Origin of the sequence: Castellaniella ginsengisoli, assembly GCF_040955415.1 — a bacterium.
Taxonomy (GTDB): Bacteria; Pseudomonadota; Gammaproteobacteria; order Burkholderiales; family Burkholderiaceae_B; genus Castellaniella; species Castellaniella ginsengisoli.
Genome location: NZ_CP158257.1, coordinates 1,993,945 through 2,014,711, shown reverse-complemented (window position 1 = coordinate 2,014,711; position 20,767 = coordinate 1,993,945). Strand labels below are relative to the sequence as shown.

The following is a 20,767-nucleotide window of genomic DNA, read 5'->3' as shown; positions in this document are numbered from 1 at the left end:
TGATCTCGAAACGCAAGAGCGGGCCCTCAGGCCCGCTCTTGCATTGCGAGATACCGTCACGGCCGCCGGGAAATTCTGACGGCGGCAATGCGGTGTTTACTTCACGTCGCGCACGGCGGCGCCGGTGTACAACTGGCGCGGACGGCCGATCTTGTAGTTGGGATCGGACAGCATCTCGTTCCACTGGGCGATCCAGCCCACCGTGCGGGCCAGCGCGAAGATCGCGGTGAACAGCGAGGTGGGAATGCCGATGGCGCGCTGCACGATGCCCGAGTAGAAGTCCACGTTCGGGTAGAGCTTGCGCTCGACGAAGTACGGGTCTTCCAGGGCGATGCGCTCGACTTCCATGGCCAGCTTGAACAGCGGATCGTTGTGCAGGCCCAGGGAATCCAGGACTTCGCGGCAGGTTTCCTGCATCAGCTTGGCGCGCGGGTCGTAGTTCTTGTAGACCCGGTGGCCGAAGCCCATGAGGCGCACGCCCGAGTTCTTGTCCTTGACCTGCTCCATGAATTCGCCGACCTTGGCCACGCCGCCCTGGGCCTGGATGTGTTCGAGCATGTTGAGGCAGGCTTCGTTGGCGCCGCCGTGCGCCGGACCCCACAGGCAGGCCACGCCGGCCGCAATGGCGGCGAACGGATTGGTGCCCGAGGAACCGCACAGGCGCACGGTGGAGGTGGAGGCGTTCTGCTCGTGGTCGGCGTGCAGGATGAAGATGCGGTCCAGCGCGCGTTCGACCACGTCGTTGACCTTGTAGTCGTCGCAAGGCGTGGCGAACATCATGCGCAGGAAGTTGCCCGTGTACGACAGGTCGTTCTGCGGATAGATGATGGGCTGGCCCAGGGAATGCTTGTAGGCCATGGCGACCAGGGTCGGCATCTTGGCGATCAGCCGGATCGCGGAAACCTCGCGGTGGTGCGGGTTGGTGATGTCCGTGGAGTCGTGGTAGAACGCCGACAGCGCGCCCACCAGCCCCGTCAGCACCGCCATCGGGTGCGCGTCGCGGCGGAAGCCCTGCAGGAAGGTGTGCATCTGCTCATGCACCAGCGTGTGATGCGTGACGACGTTGTCGAATTCCTTTTTCTGGTCGGCCGACGGCAGCTCGCCGTTCATGATCAGGTAGGCCACCGACAGGAAATCGCAGTTCGTCGCCAGTTGGTCGATCGGGTAGCCGCGATACAGCAGTTGCCCCTTGTCGCCATCGATGTAGGTGATGGCGGATTCGCAAGAAGCCGTCGCCATGAAGCCGGGGTCGTAGGTGAACATCCCGGTCTGGCCGTAGAGCTTGCGGATATCGATCACATCCGGGCCCACCGTGCCTTGGTAGACAGGGAATTCGACTGAAGGGCTGCCGTCGGAGAACGATAGCGTGGCTTTTTTATCGGATAGCTGCATGTGAATCTTCCTTTAAGTATTACAGCGCTTTCATCTGCTCGACGAGCCGGCGGATGTCGGGGTCGTCGTAGGGACCGGTCAGATCCACGCGCCCCAGCAGGACATCGAGCAATTCGTTGTCGCCCATTTCGAAAAGCTGCGTCAGGGCCCGCACGTCGGTTTCGGTCAGTTGCGCTTCATGGGCATCCAGGAAGCGCGTGATGATGAGATCGTTTTCGAGCAGGCCGCGCCGCGCCCGCCAGCGCAGGCGGGCACGATCCAGAACGGACAGGTCGCCGGACATGGCCAGGCCTCAGACCGTGCGGCGCACGAGCATTTCCTTGATCTTGCCGATCGCGGCCGACGGATTCAGCCCCTTGGGACAGACGTCCGTGCAGTTCATGATCGTGTGGCAGCGGAACAGGCGGTAGGGGTCTTCCAGGTCGTCCAGGCGCTCGCCCGTCGCTTCGTCGCGCGAATCGGCGATGAAACGGTAGGCCTGGAGCAGCCCGGCGGGACCGACGAACTTGTCCGGATTCCACCAGAAGGACGGACAGGCGGTCGAGCAGCAGCCGCACAGGATGCACTCGTACAAGCCGTTCAGTTCCTCGCGCTCCTCGGGGGTCTGGAGGCGCTCTTTTTCGGGAGGCGGCGTGTCGTTGATCAGGTAGGGCTTGATCGAATGGTACTGGTCGAAGAAGAAGGTCATGTCCACGATCAGGTCGCGCACCACGGGCAGGCCCGGCAGCGGCTTGAGGACGATGGGCTCCTTCAGCGTGAGCAGGTTGGTCGTGCATGCCAGGCCGTTCTTGCCATTGATGTTCATGGCGTCGGAACCGCACACGCCCTCGCGGCAGGACCGGCGCAGGGCCAGGCTGTCGTCGAGTTCGTCCTTGATGCGCAGGATCGCGTCCAGCAGCATCTTGTCGGTCGGCCGCAGCTCGACTTCGAACTTCTGCATGTAGGGCCGCTCGTCCTTGTCCGGATCGTAGCGGTAGATCTCGAATTTCACGATACGTTTTTGACTCATGACGATGTCCAGATTAGAAGGTGCGCGGCTTGGGCGGGATGCTTTCGGCGGTCAGGGGCTGCATGCGCACCGGCTTGTATTCGAGCCGGTTGTCCGCGAACCACAGCGTATGCTTGAGCCAGTTTTCATCGTCGCGCTCGGGGTATTCATCCAGCGCGTGCGCCCCCCGGGATTCGAGCCGGTTGACGGCGGACTTGACCGTCGCGCGCGCGACTTCGATCATGTTGGCGGCTTCCAGGGCTTCGATGCGCGCGGTGTTGAAGACCTTGGACTTGTCCGCATAGTAGATGTTGTCGAACTGCGGCACCAGATCGGCGACCATGCGCTCGCCTTCTTGCAGGATGTCCATCTTGCGGAACACGCCGCAATGGCTTTGCATGGTGTCGCGCATGCGGTTGATCACATCGTGGGTCTTTTCGCCGCTGGTGCGGCTCTCGAGCCGGTTGACGCGATCCAGGGAAGCCTCGATATCGGTATCGGGCAGTTCCTGGTGCGCATGCTCGCGCTCGGGATGCTGGGACACGATGAAGTTGCCCGCCGAACGGCCGAACACGATCAGATCCAGCAGCGAGTTGGTGCCCAGGCGATTGGCGCCATGCACCGAGGTGGCGGCGCATTCGCCGATTGCGTACAGGCCGTTGACGATCTTTTCCACGCCGTTCACCTGGGTGACGACCTGGCCGTGGTAGTTGGCCGGAATGCCGCCCATCTGGTAGTGCAGCGTCGGCACGACCGGAATCGGATCCTTGATGGGATCGATGTTGGCGAACTTGATGGCGATCTCGCGGATGGAAGGCAGGCGCTTCATGATGGTCTCGGCGCCCAGATGATCGAGCTTGAGCTGGACGTAGCTGCCATCGCCGCAGCCGCGGCCTTCCTTGATTTCCTGGTCCATCGAGCGCGACACGAAATCGCGCGGCGCCAGATCCTTGAGCTGGGGGGCGTAGCGCTCCATGAAGCGCTCGCCATCCTTGTTCAGCAGATAGCCGCCCTCGCCACGCACCCCTTCGGTGATCAGCACGCCCGCGCCGGCCACGCCGGTGGGATGGAACTGCCAGAACTCCATGTCCTGCAGCGGGATGCCGGCGCGCGCCGCCATGCCCAGGCCATCGCCGGTGTTGATGAAGGCATTGGTGGTGGCCGCGAAAATACGGCCGGCCCCGCCCGTGGCCAGCACGGTGTGCTTGGCTTCCAGGACGAAGATTTCGCCGGTTTCCATTTCCATCGCGGTCACGCCCAGGACGTCGCCGGCATTGTTGCGCAGCAGATCGAGCGCCATCCATTCGACGAAGAACTGGGTGCGGGCGGCGACATTGCGCTGATAGAGCGTGTGCAGCATCGCGTGCCCGGTGCGGTCGGCGGCGGCACAGGCGCGCTGGACGGGTTTTTCACCGAAATGGGACGTGTGGCCGCCAAACGGGCGCTGGTAGATGGTGCCGTCCGGATTGCGGTCGAAGGGCATGCCGAAGTGCTCGAGCTCGTACACGGCATTGGGGGCTTCGCGGACCATGAACTCGATCGCGTCCTGGTCGCCGAGCCAGTCGGAGCCCTTGACGGTATCGTACATATGCCATTGCCAGTGGTCTTCGCTCATGTTGCCCAGCGAGGCGCTGACGCCGCCCTGGGCGGCCACGGTATGCGAACGCGTGGGAAAGACCTTGGACAGCACGGCCACGGACAAGCCGGCCTGGGCCAGTTGCAGCGAACAACGCAGACCGGCTCCGCCGGCGCCGACGACCACCACATCGAACTGGCGGCGCGGAAGGGATTTCTTGACAGCAGCCACGTTAGAGACTCCAGAGAATTTGACCGAAGAAGACCACTGCGGCCACCAGCCACAGGATGGTCAGGACCTGCAGGAACAGGCGCAGGCCGTCGGAATGGGCGTAATCCATCCAGATGTCGCGCACGCCGATCCAGGCGTGCCAGGCAAGCGACAGGAAGGCCAGCGTGGCCAGCAACTGCCCGACCGGCAAGGTGCCGACGGTGAAGACGAAGAAAGCGCGCCAGGATTCGAAATCCATGGGGACCAGGACGGCGTACAGGACCAAGGCCAGGGTGTAGACCGCCATGATGACGGCGGTGGCGCGCTGGACGATGAAGTCGCGGGTGCCGTAGTGCGCGCCCACGACCAGGCGCTTGCGACCGATGCGTTCTTGAGCCATTACCATGCTCCAAAGAGTTTCAGACCGAAGACGACGGTCAGGGCCAAGGCCACGCCGGTCACCAGGGCGCCGGAGCGCTGCGAGGGTTCGCGCGCATTGCCGACATGCAGGTCCAGCGTCAGGTAGCGGATGCCGGCGCAGAAGTGATGGAAGTAGCCCCACATCAGGACCAGCAGCACGATCTTACAGGCCGGGGAGGAGGCCCATTCCTTCATGGCGGCAAAGGTTTCGGGCGACTGGACGCTTTGCGCGAACAGCGGCACGAGCACCAGCGGCAGCGCCAGGAACAACAGGGCGCCGCTGACCCGATGCAGGATGGATGCTTTGGCCGCCGGAGGCAGCCGGTAACTCATGAGGTCGGTCAACCCCAGGTTACGGAACTGCGGGCGCGGCTTTGTGGCTGATTCAGACATGATGGCCTCGTAGTTGGAAGATGGAAGGAATTCTGGACTCAATCGGCATTTTCACCTATCCGGGAGTCAATTCAAACTGTTGCGGTAGTGATGGCGTTCGGTGACGTAGTGGCCGCGACGCAATTCCATGGGGCGGTCGCCGTAGGTATAGGCGATGCGCTCGACCTGCAGCAGCGGGCCGCCGGGTGCGATCCGCAGCAATTCGGCCTGGATCCCGGTGGCGGCCACGGCGCGGATTTTTTCTTCGGCACGCACCATGCTGACCCCGAATTCGGTTTCGAACAATGCATAGACCGGGCCCCGATAGCGCAGCAGCGATTCCAGGGTCAGGCCCTTGAAGACGCTGCCCGGCAGCCAGATGTCGTCCAGGATGGTGGGCACGTCGTCGAACGACAGCACGCGGCGCATGTTCACGACGGCATCCCCCGCGCGCAGATCCAGGGCGGCGGCGACCTCGGCCGAGGCCTTGGCGCGCCGGCAGTCCAGGATCTGGCTGCTGGAGACTGCGGGCCGGGTTTCGTCGGGCGTCAACCTCAGGAAACGATAGCGAACCCGGGCTTCGTTGTGGGTGGCCACGAACGTGCCCTTGCCTTGGCGCCGGATCAATAGGTTGTCGGCGGCCAGCTCGTCGATGGCCTTGCGCACGGTGCCCTGGCTGACCTGGAACCGGGCGGCCAGTTCGAGCTCGCTGGGGATCGCTTCGCCGGGCTTCCATTCGCCTCGGTCCAGCCCCTGCAGGATCAGCCCCTTGATCTGCTGGTACAGAGGGCTGAACGCGGCGCTGTGGGGCGCGCGGCTCGGCGTCTGCGGGCGATCGATGGGGGGGGAATCGGACATGTCGGTCGGAGGTGCTGCAATGCGGCCATGCTACAAGATGAGACGCCGCATTTTCGCACTTCCGGCGCCGGATGTCTAATACTCTTCTGTCTTATATAAGATATAAGACCCTTGACGCTGGCCGATGAAATAAACTACTCTTTTCGGCGATTTCGTACACCCAGGGAACCTCTGAATAAGTCGAGCGGAAAGCGGGCGCTGCGGATCGGGATGGGATGCAAGGCGCGAACCGCAGCCATAGCCGGCGCTATGGCGAGGATGCGCAACGCTGCAGACCGTCCGGGTCCGCAGAGGCGCGCGACGCGAGGACTTGTTCAGAGGCTCCCGAAAATATCCTCTCACCCTATCGGAGAATCACCATGTCCAAACCCGCCATGCGCGTCGCGGTCACCGGCGCGGCCGGCCAGATCGGCTATGCCCTGCTGTTTCGCATCGCCTCGGGCGAAATGCTCGGCAAGGATCAGCCCGTCATCCTGCAACTGCTTGAGATCCCCGACGAAAAGGCCCAGAAAGCCTTGCAGGGCGTGATGATGGAACTGGACGACTGCGCATTCCCGCTGCTGGCCGGCATGAGCGCCCACAGCGACCCGCGCACCGCCTTCAAGGACGCCGACGTCGCCCTGCTGGTGGGCGCCCGCCCGCGCAGCAAGGGCATGGAGCGCAAGGATCTTCTGCAGGTCAACGCCCAGATCTTCACCGCCCAGGGCAAGGCCCTGAACGAAGTCGCCAGCCGCGACGTCAAGGTGCTGGTGGTGGGCAACCCGGCCAACACCAATGCCTACATCGCCATGAAGTCCGCGCCGGACCTGCCGGCCAAGAACTTCACCGCCATGCTGCGCCTGGACCACAACCGCGCCCTGTCGCAGATCGCCGCCAAGACGGGCAAAGCGGTGGCCGACATCGAGAAGCTGGTCGTGTGGGGCAACCACTCGCCCACCATGTATCCGGACACGCGCTTCGCCACCATCGGCGGCCAGTCCGTCCAGTCGCTGATCAATGATCAGGCCTGGATCGCCGACACCTTCATCCCCACCGTGGGCAAGCGCGGCGCCGCCATCATCGAGGCCCGCGGCCTGTCCTCGGCCGCCTCGGCCGCCAACGCCGCCATCGACCACATCCATGACTGGGTGCTGGGCTCCAACGGCAAGTGGGTCACCATGGGCGTCCCGTCCGACGGCTCCTACGGCATTCCCGAAGGCATCGTCTACGGCGTGCCGGTCACCACGGCCAACGGCGAATACACTCGCGTCACCGGCCTGGAAATCGACGCTTTCTCGCGCGAACGCATGGACTTCACCCTGAAGGAACTGCTCGAAGAGCGCGACGGCATCGCCGATCTGCTGAAATAAGTCCCGAAAACGGCGGGCGCGCGCTCACGAGGCGGCTGCGCCCGCCGCCGAATGTCCGGCCGATGACAGACAGCACGGCCCTGCGCGGCCAGAATGCCCCAACCGTCGACTGGAACCACGCCCCCATCCGGGGCGAAGCTGCCGAGACTCCGGGAATGCCTGGCGCCGGCGGCACACCGGAGCGTCCATCATGACCCGTCCCGCCTCCCCCGGCGCCCTGCTGCGCCAGGCGCTGATCGAAGAATCCCCGCTGCAGATCATCGGGGCCATCAATGCCAATCACGCCCTGCTGGCCCAACGCGCCGGCTACCGGGCCATCTATCTGTCGGGCGGCGGCGTGGCCGCCGGTTCGCTCGGCCTGCCCGATCTGGGCATCAACACGCTCGACGACGTCCTGACCGACGTGCGCCGCATCACCGACGTCTGCGGTCTGCCCCTGCTGGTGGACATCGACACCGGCTTCGGTCCCTCGGCCTTCAACATCGCCCGCACCGTCAAGTCCCTGATCAAGTTCGGCGCCGCCGGCTGCCACATCGAGGACCAGGTCGGCGCCAAGCGCTGCGGCCACCGCCCCGGCAAGGAAATCGTCGGCACCGAAGAAATGGCCGACCGCGTGAAAGCCGCCGTCGACGCCCGCACCGACAGCGATTTCTACATCATCGCGCGCACCGACGCGATCGCCGTCAGCGGCGTGGATGCCGCCCTGGAGCGCGCGCACGCCTGCGTCGAGGCCGGCGCCGATGCGATCTTCGCCGAAGCCTCCTACGACCTCGACACCTACCAGAAATTCACACGCAGCCTGGGCGTGCCCGTGCTGGCCAACATCACCGAGTTCGGCAAGACGCCGCTGTTCACCGTCGAAGAACTCGCGAGCGTCGGCGTGGGCATCGTGCTCTATCCCCTGTCGGCCTTCCGCGCCATGAACAAGGCGGCCGAGGCCGTCTACGAGGCGATCCGCCGCGACGGCCACCAGCATCAGGTGCTCGATCTGATGCAGACGCGCGAAGAACTCTATGACCGGATCGGCTACCACCGCTACGAAGAACAACTCGACGCTCTGTTTCAGCAGGGCAAGCACAAGACGTCCTGACGCCGGGTCGCGCCCGCGAACCGCACACTTCATCCAAGGAGACCGTTGATGGCGACCAAGAACACTTCCACTGCCAAGAAGCCCCCCGCCCGCAAAGCCGCCGCGCCCAAGGCGCCCGCCGTTCAGACTGCACCCGCCGCCGCGCCGGCGGGCCCCAAGCCCAAAAAATCCGTCGCCCTGTCGGGGATCGTGGCCGGCAATACCGCGCTCTGCACGGTCGGCCGCAGCGGCAACGACCTGCACTACCGCGGCTACGACATCCTGGACATCGCCGACACCTGCGAATTCGAGGAAGTCGCGCACCTGCTGATCCACGGCAAACTGCCGACTCCCGCCGAACTGCGAGCCTACAAGGAAAAGCTGCGCCGTCTGCGCGGCCTGCCCGCTCAGGTCCAGATGGCCCTCGAAGCCCTGCCGGCCGCCAGCCACCCCATGGACGTGATGCGCACGGCCGCCTCCGTGCTGGGCTGCGTGCTGCCCGAGAAAGACGATCACAACCTACCTGACGCGCGCGACATCGCCGACCGCCTGATGGCCAGCCTGGGCTCGGCGCTGCTGTACTGGTACCACTACAGCCACAACGGCCGCGTGATCAGCGTAGAAACCGACGACGACAGCATCGGCGGCCATTTCCTGCACCTGCTGCACGGAGAAACTCCGTCCGACGAATGGGTCCGCGCGATGCACACCTCGCTGATCCTGTACGCCGAGCATGAATTCAACGCCTCGACCTTCACCGGCCGCGTGATCGCCGGCACGGGTTCGGACATGTACTCGGCCATCACCGGCGCCATCGGCGCGCTGCGCGGCCCCAAGCACGGCGGCGCCAACGAAGTCGCCTTCGAGATCCAGAAGCGCTACGACAGCCCCGACGAAGCCGAGGCCGACATCCGCCGCCGCGTCGAGGCCAAGGAAGTCGTGATCGGCTTCGGCCACCCGGTCTACACCGTGTCCGACCCGCGCAACCAAGTCATCAAGGCCGTGGCCCGCCGCCTGTCGAAAGCCTCGGGCTCGACCAAGATGTACGACATCGCCGAGCGCCTGGAGTCCGTCATGTGGGACGCCAAGAAGATGTTCCCCAACCTGGACTGGTTCTCGGCCGTGTCCTACCACATGATGGGCGTGCCCACCGCCATGTTCACCCCCCTGTTCGTGATCGCGCGCACGGCCGGCTGGGCGGCGCACATCATTGAGCAGCGCATCGACAACAAGATCATCCGCCCGACGGCAAACTATGTCGGTCCGGAAGACCGCAAGTTCGTCCCCCTGGCCAAGCGCAAGTAAGCCGCACTTCTCTTCAGGAATCTCCATGTCCGCGACCATTTCCAACGTCCGTCCCCAGCCCGACCAGGTCCTGGTGGACATCGTCGATTACGTCTTCGACTACAAGATCGACAGCGCGCTGGCGCTCGAGACCGCCCGCAACTGCCTGATCGACACCCTGGGCTGCGGCCTCGAAGGCCTCGAATACCCGGCCTGCCGCAAGCTCATGGGCCCCATCGTCCCGGGCACGGTGGTGCCCAATGGCGCAAAAGTCCCCGGCACGCAGTTCCAGTTGGACCCCGTGCAGGCCGCCTTCAATATCGGCTGCATGATCCGCTGGCTGGATTTCAACGACACCTGGCTGGCCGCCGAATGGGGCCATCCGTCCGACAACCTGGGCGGCATCCTCGCCGTGGCCGACTGGCTGTCGCGCAATGCCGTGGCCGCCGGCAAGGCGCCGCTGACCATGCGCGCCGTTCTCGAAGGCATGATCAAGGCGCACGAGATCCAGGGCTGCATCGCGCTGGAAAACTCCTTCAACAAGGTCGGCCTGGACCACGTGGTGCTGGTGAAAGTCGCCTCCACCGCCGTCGTGTCCCAGATGCTGGGCCTGTCGCGCGATGAAGCCATCAACGCCGTATCCCTGGCCTGGGTGGACGGCCAGAGCCTGCGCACCTACCGCCATGCGCCGAACACCGGCAGCCGCAAATCCTGGGCGGCGGGCGACGCCACCAGCCGCGCCGTGCGGCTGGCCCTGATGGCCCGCACCGGCGAAATGGGCTACCCCTCGGTGCTGACCGCGCCGGTCTGGGGCTTCTACGACGTGCTGTTCAAGGGCCAGCCCTTCAAGTTCCAGCGCCCCTACGGCAGCTATGTGATGGAAAACGTGCTGTTCAAGATCTCCTTCCCGGCCGAATTCCACTCGCAGACCGCCGTGGAATGCGCCATGCAGATCCATGAAAAGCTGAATGCCCTGGGCAAGACGGCCGCCGACATCAAGAAGATCACGATCCGCACGCACGAGGCCTGCATCCGCATCATCGACAAGAAGGGTCCGCTGAACAACCCCGCCGACCGCGACCACTGCATCCAGTACATGGTGGCCGTTCCCATCCTGTTCGGCCGCCTGACCGCCGCCGACTACGAGGACAGCGTGGCCGCCGACCCGCGCATCGACGCGCTGCGCGACAAGATGGTCTGCGTGGAAGACCCGGCCTTCACCGCCGACTACCACGACCCGGACAAGCGCTCCATCGCCAACGCGCTGACGGTCGAATTCACGGATGGCACCCAGCTCGACGAGATCGTCTGCGAATACCCGATCGGCCACAAGCGCCGCCGCAAGGACGGGATCCCGCTGCTGGAAGCCAAGTTCCGCACCAACCTGGCGCGCCAGTTCCCGACCCGCCAGCAGGAACGCATCCTGGACGTCTCGCTGGATCAGGCCAGGCTGGAAGCCATGCCGGTGCACGAATACGTGGATCTGTATGTCATCTGAGGCCTCCTCTTCCAGAGCCATCCGCCACGAAGAGGCCGCCCGCCGCTTCACCTGGACGGAGGACGGCCAGCTTTGCGTGCTGGACTACACGCTGGAAGGCGCCGTCGCCTCGTTCACGCACACGGGGGTGCCCGCCCCCGTGGGCGGGCGCGGCATCGCCGCCGACCTCGTGCGCGCTGGGCTGGACACGGCCCGCGCGCGCGGCTGGCGGGTGCGGCCGCTGTGCTCGTACGTGGCGGCCTACGTGAAACGCCATCCGGAATATCAAGATCTGGTGGAATGACGTGTTGATTGATCGAGATTAAATCCTTCGATCAGGGTTTTCCCGAAAATGAGGGTTCCTATAACCCCATCATTAATAGGGAGATCTCCTCATGGCATTCCGCCTACGCCACACCCTTATCGCATGCGCCCTGGCGGCCGGGTCCATCGCCGGCGCGCCGGCGATGGCCCACGAAGCGGGCGACATCCTGCTGAAGGCCGGCGTCACGCACGTCGAGCCCAAGTCCAACAATGGCACGGTGGCCAACGGCACCGTCAAGCTGGACATCGACGGCAACACCCGGCCCAGCTTCAGCCTGACCTACATGGCCACGCGCCACATCGGCATCGAACTGCTGGGCGCCTTCCCGTTCAAGCACTCGATCAACGCCCGGGGCATGGGCGAGATCGGCTCGACCAAGCACCTGCCGCCCACCCTCAGCCTGCAGTGGCACTTCCTGCCGGACGCCACCCTCCAACCCTACGTGGGCGTGGGGCTGAACTACACGACCTTCTTCAGCACCAAAAGCAAGGGCGCGCTGGCCGGCAGCGACCTCAGCCTGAGCGATTCCTGGGGTGTCGCCGCCCAGATCGGCGCCGACTTCAAACTCAGCGACCGCTGGTTCCTGAATGCCGATCTGCGCTACATCGGCATCTCGTCCACCGTTCGCCTGAACGGCCAGGACATCGGCAAGACCCACATTGACCCCTGGGTCGCCACCATCGGCGTCGGCTACCGCTTCTAAGAACGCGCCAGACACGCCGCTCCGGCAGGGCGGCGCCACGCGCCCCAGGAAAAGGAGCGCGCCTTGTGGCATTTGGTCTTATATCTTATATAAGACCATTGCCTGATCGCCAGGCTTACCGGTAAAATAGGCGCGTTCACCAACCCTCTTTCCTGGGGCATCACTCCATGCTGGAATCCTACCGCACCGAAGCCGCCGCCCGCGAGGCGATCGGCATCCCGCCGCTTCCCCTGACGGCCAAGCAAACGGCCGACCTGATCGAACTGCTGAAGAACCCGCCCGCCGGCGAAGCTGAATTCCTGCTGGATCTGTTCACGCACCGCGTCCCCGCCGGCGTCGACGACGCCGCCCAGGTCAAGGCCTCCTACCTGGCCGCCGTCGCGCTGGGCAAAGAAATCTGCCCCCTGATCGACGCCCGCCGCGCCACCGAACTGCTGGGCACCATGCTGGGCGGCTTCAACATCAGCGCCCTGATCGAGCTGCTGGACCACGCCGACCTGGCGCCGGTCGCCGCCGAAGGCCTGAAGAAGACCCTGCTGGTCTTCGACGCCTTCCACGACATCGAAGAAAAAGCCAAGGCGGGCAATGCTCATGCCCAGGCCGTCCTGCAAAGCTGGGCGGACGCGGAATGGTTCACCAGCCGCCCCGAAGTGCCCCAAAGCCTGACGCTGACCGTATTCAAGGTCACCGGCGAAACCAACACCGACGATCTATCCCCCGCCCCCGACGCCTGGAGCCGCCCGGACATCCCGCTGCACGCGCTGGCGATGCTGAAGAACCCGCGCGACGGCATCACGCCCGACGCCCCCGGCCAGGTCGGCCCGATCAAGCTGCTCGACGAGCTCAAGGCCAAGGGCCATCTGGTCGCCTACGTGGGCGACGTGGTCGGCACCGGCTCTTCGCGCAAATCGGCCACCAACTCCGTCATCTGGCACACCGGCGAAGACATCCCCTTCGTGCCCAACAAGCGCTTCGGCGGCGTCTGTCTGGGGGGCAAGATCGCCCCGATCTTCTACAACACCATGGAGGATTCCGGCGCCCTGCCCATCGAGCTCGACGTGTCCGCCATGAACATGGGCGACGTCATCGAACTGCGCCCCTACGAAGGCAAGGCGCTGAAGAACGGCCAGGTCATCTCCGAATTCCAGCTCAAGTCCGATGTGCTGCTGGATGAAGTCCGCGCCGGCGGCCGCATTCCGCTGATCATCGGCCGCGGCCTGACCGCCAAGGCCCGCGCGTCCCTGGGCCTGCCGCCCACCACGCTGTTCCGCCTGCCCGAATCGCCCGTCGACACGGGCAGGGGCTATTCGCTGGCGCAAAAACTGGTCGGCCGCGCCTGCGGCCTGCCGGAAGGCCAGGGCGTGCGTCCCGGCACCTACTGCGAGCCGCGCATGACCTCGGTCGGCAGCCAGGACACCACCGGCCCCATGACCCGCGACGAACTCAAGGATCTGGCCTGCGTGGGCTTTTCGGCCGACCTGGTGATGCAGTCCTTCTGCCACACCGCCGCCTATCCCAAGCCCGTGGACGTCAAGACCCACCACGAACTGCCCGCCTTCATCAGCACGCGCGGCGGCGTGGCGCTGCGCCCGGGCGACGGTATCATCCACTCGTGGCTGAACCGCATGCTGCTGCCCGATACGGTCGGCACCGGCGGCGACTCGCATACCCGCTTCCCGATCGGCATCAGCTTCCCGGCCGGCTCCGGACTGGTCGCCTTCGCCGCCGCCACCGGCGTCATGCCGCTGGACATGCCCGAATCCGTGCTGGTGCGCTTCAAGGGCGAAATGCAGCCCGGCGTCACGCTGCGCGACCTGGTCAACGCGATCCCGCTGTACGCGATCAAGCAGGGCCTGCTGACGGTCGAAAAGAAAGGCAAGAAGAACATCTTCTCCGGCCGCATCCTCGAAATCGAAGGACTGCCGAACCTGAAGATCGAGCAGGCCTTCGAGCTGTCGGACGCCTCCGCCGAACGCTCCGCCGCCGCCTGCACGGTGCGCCTGAACAAGGAACCGATCATCGAATACCTGAACAGCAACATCACGCTGCTCAAGTGGATGATCGCCAATGGCTACCAGGATGCCCGCACTCTGGCCCGCCGCATCAAGAACATGGAAGCCTGGCTGGCGGACCCCCAACTGGTCGAGCCCGATGCCGACGCCGAATACGCGGCGGTGATCGACATCGACCTGGCGGACATCCATGAACCCATCGTGGCCTGCCCGAACGACCCGGACGACGTCAAGACACTGTCCGACGTGGCCGGCACGGCCATCGACGAGGTCTTCATCGGCAGTTGCATGACCAACATCGGCCACTTCCGCGCGGCCGCCACGCTGCTCAAGGGCAAGCGCGACCTGCCCTCCAAGCTCTGGGTCGCGCCGCCCACCAAGATGGACGCCAGCGAACTGACCAAGGAAGGCCACTACGGCACGTTCGGCACGGCCGGCGCGCGCATGGAAATGCCGGGCTGCTCGCTGTGTATGGGCAACCAGGCCCAGGTGCGCGAAGGCGCCACGGTGTTCTCGACCAGCACGCGGAACTTCCCCAACCGCCTGGGCAAGAACTCCAACGTGTTCCTGGGCTCGGCCGAAATGGCGGCGATCTGCTCGGGCCTGGGCCGCATCCCCACGCGCGAGGAATACCTCGAAGCCATGGGCCTGCTGGCCAAGGACAGCCAGGATATCTACCGCTACATGAACTTCGACCAGATCGAAGACTTCACGGCGGTCGCCAACACGGTCAACGCCTGATCCCGCCCCGATGCCGCAGCACCGGCCCCGGCCCCGACAGGCCGCGCCCGGTGGCCGGCACACTCAAGGCGCCCCACGGGGCGCCTTTTTCGATGGCCAGTACGGGTACACTAAGGTCTGCCCCGTTTTTCGATCCACCATGCCTCCTCGTTCCCGCACCTCCTCCTTGTCGCGCACCTCGCAGACCCTGATTTCCCTGGCCGAAGCCCTGTCGCGCTCGGGCAGCCACCTGGAAGACCGCTACTGGGAAGGCCGCCTCGGCGAAGCCCTGGACAAAGCCCTGGGCGCCCGCCACGGGCGCGCCGTGGAATCCGCCCTGGACGTCCTGCTGGAACAGCGCTCGCCCGCCTACGAGATCCTGGTGGAGCTAGCCGAGGCGCGCTCCGAATCCCTGATCCCGGGGCCGGACGGCCAGAACGTCGACACGCTGCTGATCTCGGCGCCGATCCTGGCCTGGACCCGCTACCGGCTGCCGGCCGGCCAGTTGAGCGCGGCCCAACTGCAGGCCCTTGAGGCCTTGTTGGCCGAAACCACATTGGGCGCCCACGCGCAAGTCGCCCTGCTGCCTTCGCTGGTCCGCTTCGACCGCCTGCCGCAATCCTTCCAGGAAACCCGCGCATGGACCCAGACGCTGGCGCAACGCGCCCTCGGGCAGCGCCGGGACGGCCCCGCCCTGCGCGACGCCGAAGCCCCCGAAGACCTGCTGGCCGACGTATTCTTCCTGGTCGGCGCAGTGGTGGTGCCGCACGGCGAAGCCCTCTTCCAATGGCAATCCCCCCAACCCGCCGAGGCGCCCACCCAGGAGGCGGTCACGCAGCGCTGGGCCGAGGGCTGCGCGCGCATCCTGGAACCCGCCTTCACCGGCTGCCAGCTTGAATACCTGCGCCCCGAGGCGTATTACACCAGCACCCGCCAGGCCGATCAGGGCATCCGCCCCCTGACGCTCAAGGCGGCCGCCACCTGGCTGCAGACCGCCGCCAAGATCCCGGGCGCCGATCTGCGCGCCGCGCTGGTCGCCTGCGGCGAACAGGCGATCGAGGAATACCGCATCGGCTTCTGCACCCGCGAAAGCAACGACGTGATCTACGGCTGCGTCTGGCCCGCGCTCAGCCGCGAGGAATCCCAGCCCGACGCCGATGCCGAAGGCCAGGTCGACACCTGGGACGCGATCGCGGCCCTGCTGCGCGAATGCGGTGTGCAGGACATCCGCCGCCTGCCCGGCCTGCAGCCCATGGAATTCTGCGAAGACTGCGGCACGCCGTACTTTCCCAACATGCTGGGCGACATGCAGCACCCCGAACTGCCCGAGGAAATCGACCCCGAGCCGGTCCAGTTCCACTAGCGCCGCGCCCCGGAATCGGCGCGCGCCCGGTCAGCGCCCACCCGCCGGTCTTCAATGAGCACCCTGTCATTCGATCTGTTCTGCCGCGTCGTCGATAATTTCGGCGATGCCGGCGTATGCTGGCGGCTCGCCCGGCGGCTGGCCGCCCTGGGGCAATCCGTGCGCCTGTGGATCGACCGCCCGGACGTCCTGGCGCGGCTGCTGCCGGCGCTGGATGCCCGGGCCTGCGGGCAGGACCTGGAGGGCGTGCGGATCGAACCCTGGAGCGCGGCGGCGCATGCCGCCCCCCCCCGGGGCGGCGTCGTCATCGAAGCCTTCGCCTGCGCCTTGCCCCCGGCTTACGAAGCCGCCATGGCCGGGCGGGACTGCCTGTGGATCAACCTGGAATATCTCAGCGCCGAGCCGTGGGTGGAGAGCTGCCACGGCCTGCCCTCGCCGCAGGTGAATGGCGTGCCGAAATTCTTTTTCTTTCCCGGCTTCACACCGGCCACCGGCGGGCTGCTGCACGAGCCCGGCCTTCGCGCGCGCCGCGACGCCGCCCAATCGCTGGAGCGCGGCCGGCGACTGCAGGATCTGACCGGGCTGGCATCCACTCCGCCTGCCGACGCATTGTGCGTGCTGCTGTTCTGCTACCCCGATGCGCCGCTGGCCGGCTTGCAAGCGGCGCTGGCGGGCCAGGACCTGCCCGTCTGGCTGCTGGCGCCCGGCGGCCGCCCGCACGCCGCCTTGCATGATCAAGGCAGGCTGCGGGTCATGCCCATCCCTTTCGTGCCCCAGGCCCGTTTCGACGAACTGCTGTGGTGCTGCGACTTGAATTTCGTGCGCGGCGAGGATTCCATGGTCCGGGCGCTCTGGGCGGGCGCCCCCCTGGTCTGGCAGGTCTACCGCCAGGACGCGGACGCCCACCTCGACAAGCTGGAAGCCTGGCTGGGCCGGGCCGGATGGCCCGCCCCCGCCGCCGAACTGACCCGCGCCTGGAACCGCCGGGACGATGCCGCCGTCGCCCGGCTGCTGCCGGTCGCGCTGCGGGAACCGGCCTGGTCCGCCTGGGGCGCACGCACCCGCGCCTGGCGCGACGAACGAGCCGCCCAAGCCGATCTGGGTCAAGATTTACTGGATTTTTGCCTGAGGCGGCGCCAAACGCGCTAGAATGGACAGTTAATTTTTTCAGTATTGCCTCGAAATGCGTTTTGGCTCGGGGCAGACATCCCCGGAGTTTTCCCCATGAAAATCGCACAGGAACTGCGCGTTGGCAACGTCGTGATGGTCGGCAGCGACCCCCTCGTCGTCCAGAAGGCCGAATACAACAAGTCCGGCCGCAATGCCGCCGTCGTCAAGCTCAAGTTCAAGAACCTCCTGACCGGCAGCGCCAGCGAATCCGTCTACAAGGCCGACGAAAAATTCGAGCAGGTCGTGCTTGAAAACAAGGAATGCACCTATTCCTACTTCGCCGACCCGATGTACGTCTTCATGGACGAGGAATACAACCAGCACGAAGTCGAGGCCGACAGCATGGGCGACGCGCTCAACTACCTCGAAGAAGGCATGACGGTCGAGGTCGTGTTCTACGACGGCCGCGCGATCTCGGTGGAACTGCCCACCATCATCGTGCGCGAGATCAGCTACACCGAGCCCGCCGTCAAGGGCGACACGTCCGGCAAGGTCCTCAAGCCCGCCAAGATCAACACCGGCTACGAACTGTCCGTGCCGCTATTCTGCAACATCGGCGACAAGATCGAGATCGATACCCGCACCAACGAATACCGCAGCCGGGTGATGTGATTCCCCCGCGAAACGCGCATGAAAAGGCCGGGCCCCGACGCCCGGCTTTTTCATGCGCGCGCACCGCCCGCGTCATCACGATAATTCAAGCAGCAGCACGCCCCCCACGATCGCGGCAATGCCCAGCCAGCCGATCCGGCCAAGCCGCTGCCCAAACAAGGCCATGCCGGCCAGCGCCGTCAGCAGGATGCCGACGCCGCCCCACAGCGCATAGGCCACGGCAAGATCGATGCCCTTGACCGCCTGCGACAGCGCCGTGAATGACGCCAGGATGCAGGCGATCCCCAAGGCGCCGGCCGCGCGGCGGCGGAAACCGTCCGAATACTTCACGAAGATATTGGCGGCGACCTCCAGCACGATGGCGGCGGCCATGAAGGCATAGTGCATGAATGCGGCGTTTTGCATGGCGTCACGCCTCCTGAGCCCGGGGCGCGCCGAGGTTCACGAGGACGACGCCGGCCAGCAGCACCGCCAGACCGAGCACCCTGGCCGGGCTCAAGCTCTCGCCGAAATAGCGCAGACCGATGAACGTGACGCAGACGAGGCCAAGCGTTTCCCAGGCGGCATAGGCCAGGGCCATGGGCAAGCGCTTGACGGCCAGCGCCAGGAAATAGAACGACAACCCGATCATGGCATACATGAACAGAAGCGGCATCCAGGCGCCGGATCCGGACGCGCGCTTCATGAGGGTTACGCCAAGCACTTCGACCGCAACGGCGGCCAGCAGGAACAACCAGGGGCGCAATGGCATGGGAATCTCTTCAAGGTCAGGGGATTCGGAATCGAATCGAGGGATCGCCCTATTTTCCACACATATCTTCGATTCAAAAAGTTTGAATCCATCAATTAATTTGATAGCATGGCGAAATGCAATGGAATCTCGATCAGCTCCGCCAATTTGTCGCCACCGTGGAAGCCGGCTCCATCAGCGCCGCTGCCCGCCGCTTGGGCAAGGCGCAATCCGCCGTCAGTACGGCCATTGGCCTGCTGGAAGCCGATTTGGGGGTGGCGCTTTTCGACCGCACCAAACATCGGGCCACCCTGTCGGACGCGGGACGGGTAATGCTGCTGGAAGCCCGCGAGCTTTTGCGACAGGCCCGGGCGCTGGATCAGCGCGCCCGGTCGCTGTCCACGGGCGACGAGGCCCGGCTGGCGCTCGCCCTGGATGAAGCCCTGCCCTATACGGCCATTCGCGCCCTGCTGCGCGAGCTCTCCGACCACTTCCCCGACCTGGAACTGACGCTGCTCAACGGCACGGCCACCGAAGTGGCGGATTACGTCGACCAGGCGCGCGCCGATGCGGCGTTCCATTTCGACCGCGGCCCCTTGCGCGACAGCTTCGATCAAGGCCGCATCGGCACGCTCGCTCAAGGAATCTTCGTGGCCAGCGGCCACCCTCTGGCGGACAAGCCGCAGGTTCGCCGCGAAGACCTGGCCTATTACCGCCAGATCGTCATGCGCGCCGAGGATGTTGAGGAAGCCATTTACAGCCCGAAGGTCTGGCGTTCGGACAGTTTCTACACCATTGCGGACATGGTCGCCGACGATCTCGGCTGGGCGACCCTGCCGGTCAATATCGCCACGTACGACGGATACCCCAAGCCCTTGTGCCAGGTGTCCTGCCCTTCGCTGGCCCTGCCCCTGCTTTCGATCCGCATGATCTGGCCGCAAGGGCGGGAACTGGGCACGGCGGCTCGCTGGGCCGAACAGCGTTTCGCAGAACTGATGCAGGCCTGGGCCTGACGCGGGCAGCGCGGGCTACTGCAGCCGGTCGTCGTCCAGAATGTCGGGAATCGGCATGATGGAAATGCCTTCGTCGACCAGATCCCGGCACTCCTGGAGAGAGGCCTGGCCGCGAATGGGGCGCTCTTCGATCTCGCCGTTGTGCATGCGGCGCGCCTCGTCGGCGAAGCGCGAACCGACATCGTCGGTCTGGCGCACGATGCGGCGGATCTGGCGCAGGACTTCGGCCTGCAGGCGGGCCAACTGGTCGCCCGACGGCGCCGCGACCGCAGCGCGGCCTTGAGGCACGGATTCGCTCCGGGCAGCCGGCTCCGCACGCGGGGCAGACCCGGCGCGCAAGTGGCTGACGTTCAGGTGGGGCGCGGATACCCGGCGCGTGATCTGGTCGCTGTGGCAAACGGGACAGCGCACCAGCCCCTGAGCCAGTTGATCCTGGAAACTGTCGCGGGACGAGAACCAGCCCTCGAAGACATGGTCATGCTCGCACGAGAGATCGAATACTTTGAGTGCCATAGTCAGCAAATGGGGGCCGGCCGGCCGTTTTCAAGCGCATCCCAGCACTGCCAGCGCCAATCCCAGGGCGCCACGGCATCCGGCTGGCGCCACAGGCCCAGGCGCCGGCCGCGGGCCTGGCGCTCCAGCCCGGGCAGGGTCTCGTCCCGCAGATACTTGCCAGCGCCTTGCCGGTTGGCCCAGGCCATTCCGGTTTCGACCATGACGCGGTTGGCCGTGCCGCCGCCGGGCAGCGGCACATCGCAGATATCGCGCCCATAGCGGTCCTGCTCGTAGCACTTCAGGGTCAGGGTCCGGCCAGCCACCAGATCGGCCAGGGCCTTGCGGGCCGCCTGGCCGTAAGGCTGGCCGGGCCGCAGACGGCCGCTTCCGGTCTCCGGCGCATCGATGCTGGCCAGCCGCACCCGATGGCGGTCGCGCCCCGCCAGCAAAGTCAGGGTGTCGCCATCGGCCACCCGCACGACCTTGCCCTTGAGCGCATAGGCGGCATCCTGCGCCAGGACCAGGTTGAAGAAACCGTCCGCAGAAAAGCCCGCCAGGAGCATGCCGCCCAGCAAAACGGGCGTCGCCGCGACATGCCGCGCGCGTGAGAACAATTCGAAAATCATGCG

The 20,767-nt window shown here is 65.6% G+C and carries 22 protein-coding genes; 11 read left to right on the top strand and 11 right to left on the bottom strand.

From position 1 onward, the window contains the following. Nucleotides 1–96: 96 nt before the first annotated feature. The 7 genes from ABRZ00_RS09610 to ABRZ00_RS09580 form a co-directional block, all read right to left on the bottom strand. A complete protein-coding gene (locus ABRZ00_RS09610) occupies nt 97–1,392 on the bottom strand; it encodes a citrate synthase (protein WP_343838737.1) in 1,296 nt (431 codons plus the stop codon). A 19-nt stretch (nt 1,393–1,411) separates the two neighbouring features. Then, on the bottom strand, nt 1,412–1,675 hold the full coding sequence (locus ABRZ00_RS09605; protein ID WP_343838735.1) for a succinate dehydrogenase assembly factor 2: 264 nt from the start codon (nt 1,673–1,675) through the stop codon (nt 1,412–1,414). Nucleotides 1,676–1,684: 9 nt separating this feature from the next. Next, a complete protein-coding gene (locus ABRZ00_RS09600) occupies nt 1,685–2,401 on the bottom strand; it encodes a succinate dehydrogenase iron-sulfur subunit (protein ID WP_368642174.1) in 717 nt (238 codons plus the stop codon). Between the two features lie 13 nt (nt 2,402–2,414). Beyond that, nucleotides 2,415–4,187 (bottom strand): succinate dehydrogenase flavoprotein subunit, encoded by a 1,773-nt coding sequence (gene sdhA, locus ABRZ00_RS09595; protein WP_343838731.1) that lies wholly within the window; start codon nt 4,185–4,187, stop codon nt 2,415–2,417. Nucleotide 4,188: 1 nt separating this feature from the next. Next, entirely contained in the window at nt 4,189–4,566 is a 378-nt protein-coding gene (gene sdhD / locus ABRZ00_RS09590; protein WP_368642175.1) for a succinate dehydrogenase, hydrophobic membrane anchor protein, read from the bottom strand. Further along, nucleotides 4,566–4,979: a succinate dehydrogenase, cytochrome b556 subunit gene (gene sdhC, locus ABRZ00_RS09585; protein ID WP_343838726.1), complete on the bottom strand. Its 414-nt coding sequence runs from the start codon at nt 4,977–4,979 to the stop codon at nt 4,566–4,568. Before sdhC ends, sdhD begins: the two co-directional genes overlap by 1 nt. Before the next feature lie 66 nt (nt 4,980–5,045). Continuing rightward, a complete protein-coding gene (locus ABRZ00_RS09580; RefSeq protein WP_368642176.1) occupies nt 5,046–5,816 on the bottom strand; it encodes a GntR family transcriptional regulator in 771 nt (256 codons plus the stop codon). 359 nt (nt 5,817–6,175) lie between these two features. On the opposite strand from ABRZ00_RS09580, the gene ABRZ00_RS09575 reads away from it, so the two are divergent. The 10 genes from ABRZ00_RS09575 (at nt 6,176) to efp (ending at nt 17,900) form a co-directional block, all read left to right on the top strand. Continuing rightward, nucleotides 6,176–7,165 carry a malate dehydrogenase gene (locus ABRZ00_RS09575; RefSeq protein WP_343838722.1) on the top strand — a complete coding sequence of 330 codons (990 nt, stop codon included), beginning with the start codon at nt 6,176–6,178 and terminating at the stop codon, nt 7,163–7,165. 190 nt (nt 7,166–7,355) lie between these two features. Beyond that, entirely contained in the window at nt 7,356–8,255 is a 900-nt protein-coding gene (gene prpB, locus ABRZ00_RS09570) for a methylisocitrate lyase (RefSeq protein ID WP_368642177.1), read from the top strand. Nucleotides 8,256–8,303: 48 nt separating this feature from the next. After that, nucleotides 8,304–9,539, top strand: coding sequence for a 2-methylcitrate synthase (gene prpC / locus ABRZ00_RS09565; RefSeq protein WP_368642178.1), 1,236 nt, complete (start codon nt 8,304–8,306; stop codon nt 9,537–9,539). 25 nt (nt 9,540–9,564) lie between these two features. Continuing rightward, the gene (locus ABRZ00_RS09560) at nt 9,565–11,016 is read left to right on the top strand and encodes a bifunctional 2-methylcitrate dehydratase/aconitate hydratase (RefSeq protein WP_368642179.1); all 1,452 of its coding nucleotides are present in this window, start codon (nt 9,565–9,567) and stop codon (nt 11,014–11,016) included. Beyond that, entirely contained in the window at nt 11,006–11,299 is a 294-nt protein-coding gene (locus tag ABRZ00_RS09555) for a GNAT family N-acetyltransferase (protein ID WP_343838713.1), read from the top strand. The genes ABRZ00_RS09560 and ABRZ00_RS09555 overlap by 11 nt, the downstream gene beginning before the upstream one ends. Before the next feature lie 91 nt (nt 11,300–11,390). Next, entirely contained in the window at nt 11,391–12,023 is a 633-nt protein-coding gene (locus tag ABRZ00_RS09550) for an OmpW family protein (protein ID WP_368642180.1), read from the top strand. A 167-nt stretch (nt 12,024–12,190) separates the two neighbouring features. After that, on the top strand, nt 12,191–14,776 hold the full coding sequence (acnB, locus tag ABRZ00_RS09545; protein ID WP_368642181.1) for a bifunctional aconitate hydratase 2/2-methylisocitrate dehydratase: 2,586 nt from the start codon (nt 12,191–12,193) through the stop codon (nt 14,774–14,776). A 139-nt stretch (nt 14,777–14,915) separates the two neighbouring features. Next, nucleotides 14,916–16,118 carry a DUF2863 family protein gene (locus ABRZ00_RS09540; RefSeq protein WP_343838707.1) on the top strand — a complete coding sequence of 401 codons (1,203 nt, stop codon included), beginning with the start codon at nt 14,916–14,918 and terminating at the stop codon, nt 16,116–16,118. A 63-nt stretch (nt 16,119–16,181) separates the two neighbouring features. After that, nucleotides 16,182–17,267 carry an elongation factor P maturation arginine rhamnosyltransferase EarP gene (gene earP, locus ABRZ00_RS09535; protein WP_368642758.1) on the top strand — a complete coding sequence of 362 codons (1,086 nt, stop codon included), beginning with the start codon at nt 16,182–16,184 and terminating at the stop codon, nt 17,265–17,267. 75 nt (nt 17,268–17,342) lie between these two features. Next, a complete protein-coding gene (gene efp / locus ABRZ00_RS09530; protein WP_343838705.1) occupies nt 17,343–17,900 on the top strand; it encodes an elongation factor P in 558 nt (185 codons plus the stop codon). 75 nt (nt 17,901–17,975) lie between these two features. Here efp and mdtI read toward each other — a convergent pair whose 3' ends face one another. Together mdtI and ABRZ00_RS09520 are read right to left on the bottom strand one after the other, a co-directional pair. Continuing rightward, nucleotides 17,976–18,305 (bottom strand): multidrug/spermidine efflux SMR transporter subunit MdtI, encoded by a 330-nt coding sequence (gene mdtI / locus ABRZ00_RS09525; RefSeq protein WP_368642182.1) that lies wholly within the window; start codon nt 18,303–18,305, stop codon nt 17,976–17,978. 4 nt (nt 18,306–18,309) lie between these two features. Beyond that, nucleotides 18,310–18,651: a multidrug efflux SMR transporter gene (locus ABRZ00_RS09520; RefSeq protein WP_368642183.1), complete on the bottom strand. Its 342-nt coding sequence runs from the start codon at nt 18,649–18,651 to the stop codon at nt 18,310–18,312. Nucleotides 18,652–18,767: 116 nt separating this feature from the next. On the opposite strand from ABRZ00_RS09520, the gene ABRZ00_RS09515 reads away from it, so the two are divergent. Beyond that, on the top strand, nt 18,768–19,643 hold the full coding sequence (locus ABRZ00_RS09515) for a LysR family transcriptional regulator (RefSeq protein WP_368642184.1): 876 nt from the start codon (nt 18,768–18,770) through the stop codon (nt 19,641–19,643). A gap of 15 nt (nt 19,644–19,658) precedes the next feature. On the opposite strand, the gene ABRZ00_RS09510 is transcribed toward ABRZ00_RS09515, so the two are convergent. Then, a complete protein-coding gene (locus tag ABRZ00_RS09510; RefSeq protein WP_343838699.1) occupies nt 19,659–20,156 on the bottom strand; it encodes a DUF1178 family protein in 498 nt (165 codons plus the stop codon). Between the two features lie 2 nt (nt 20,157–20,158). Further along, the gene (locus ABRZ00_RS09505) at nt 20,159–20,764 is read right to left on the bottom strand and encodes a thermonuclease family protein (RefSeq protein WP_368642185.1); all 606 of its coding nucleotides are present in this window, start codon (nt 20,762–20,764) and stop codon (nt 20,159–20,161) included. Between the last annotated feature and the right edge of the window lie 3 nt (nt 20,765–20,767).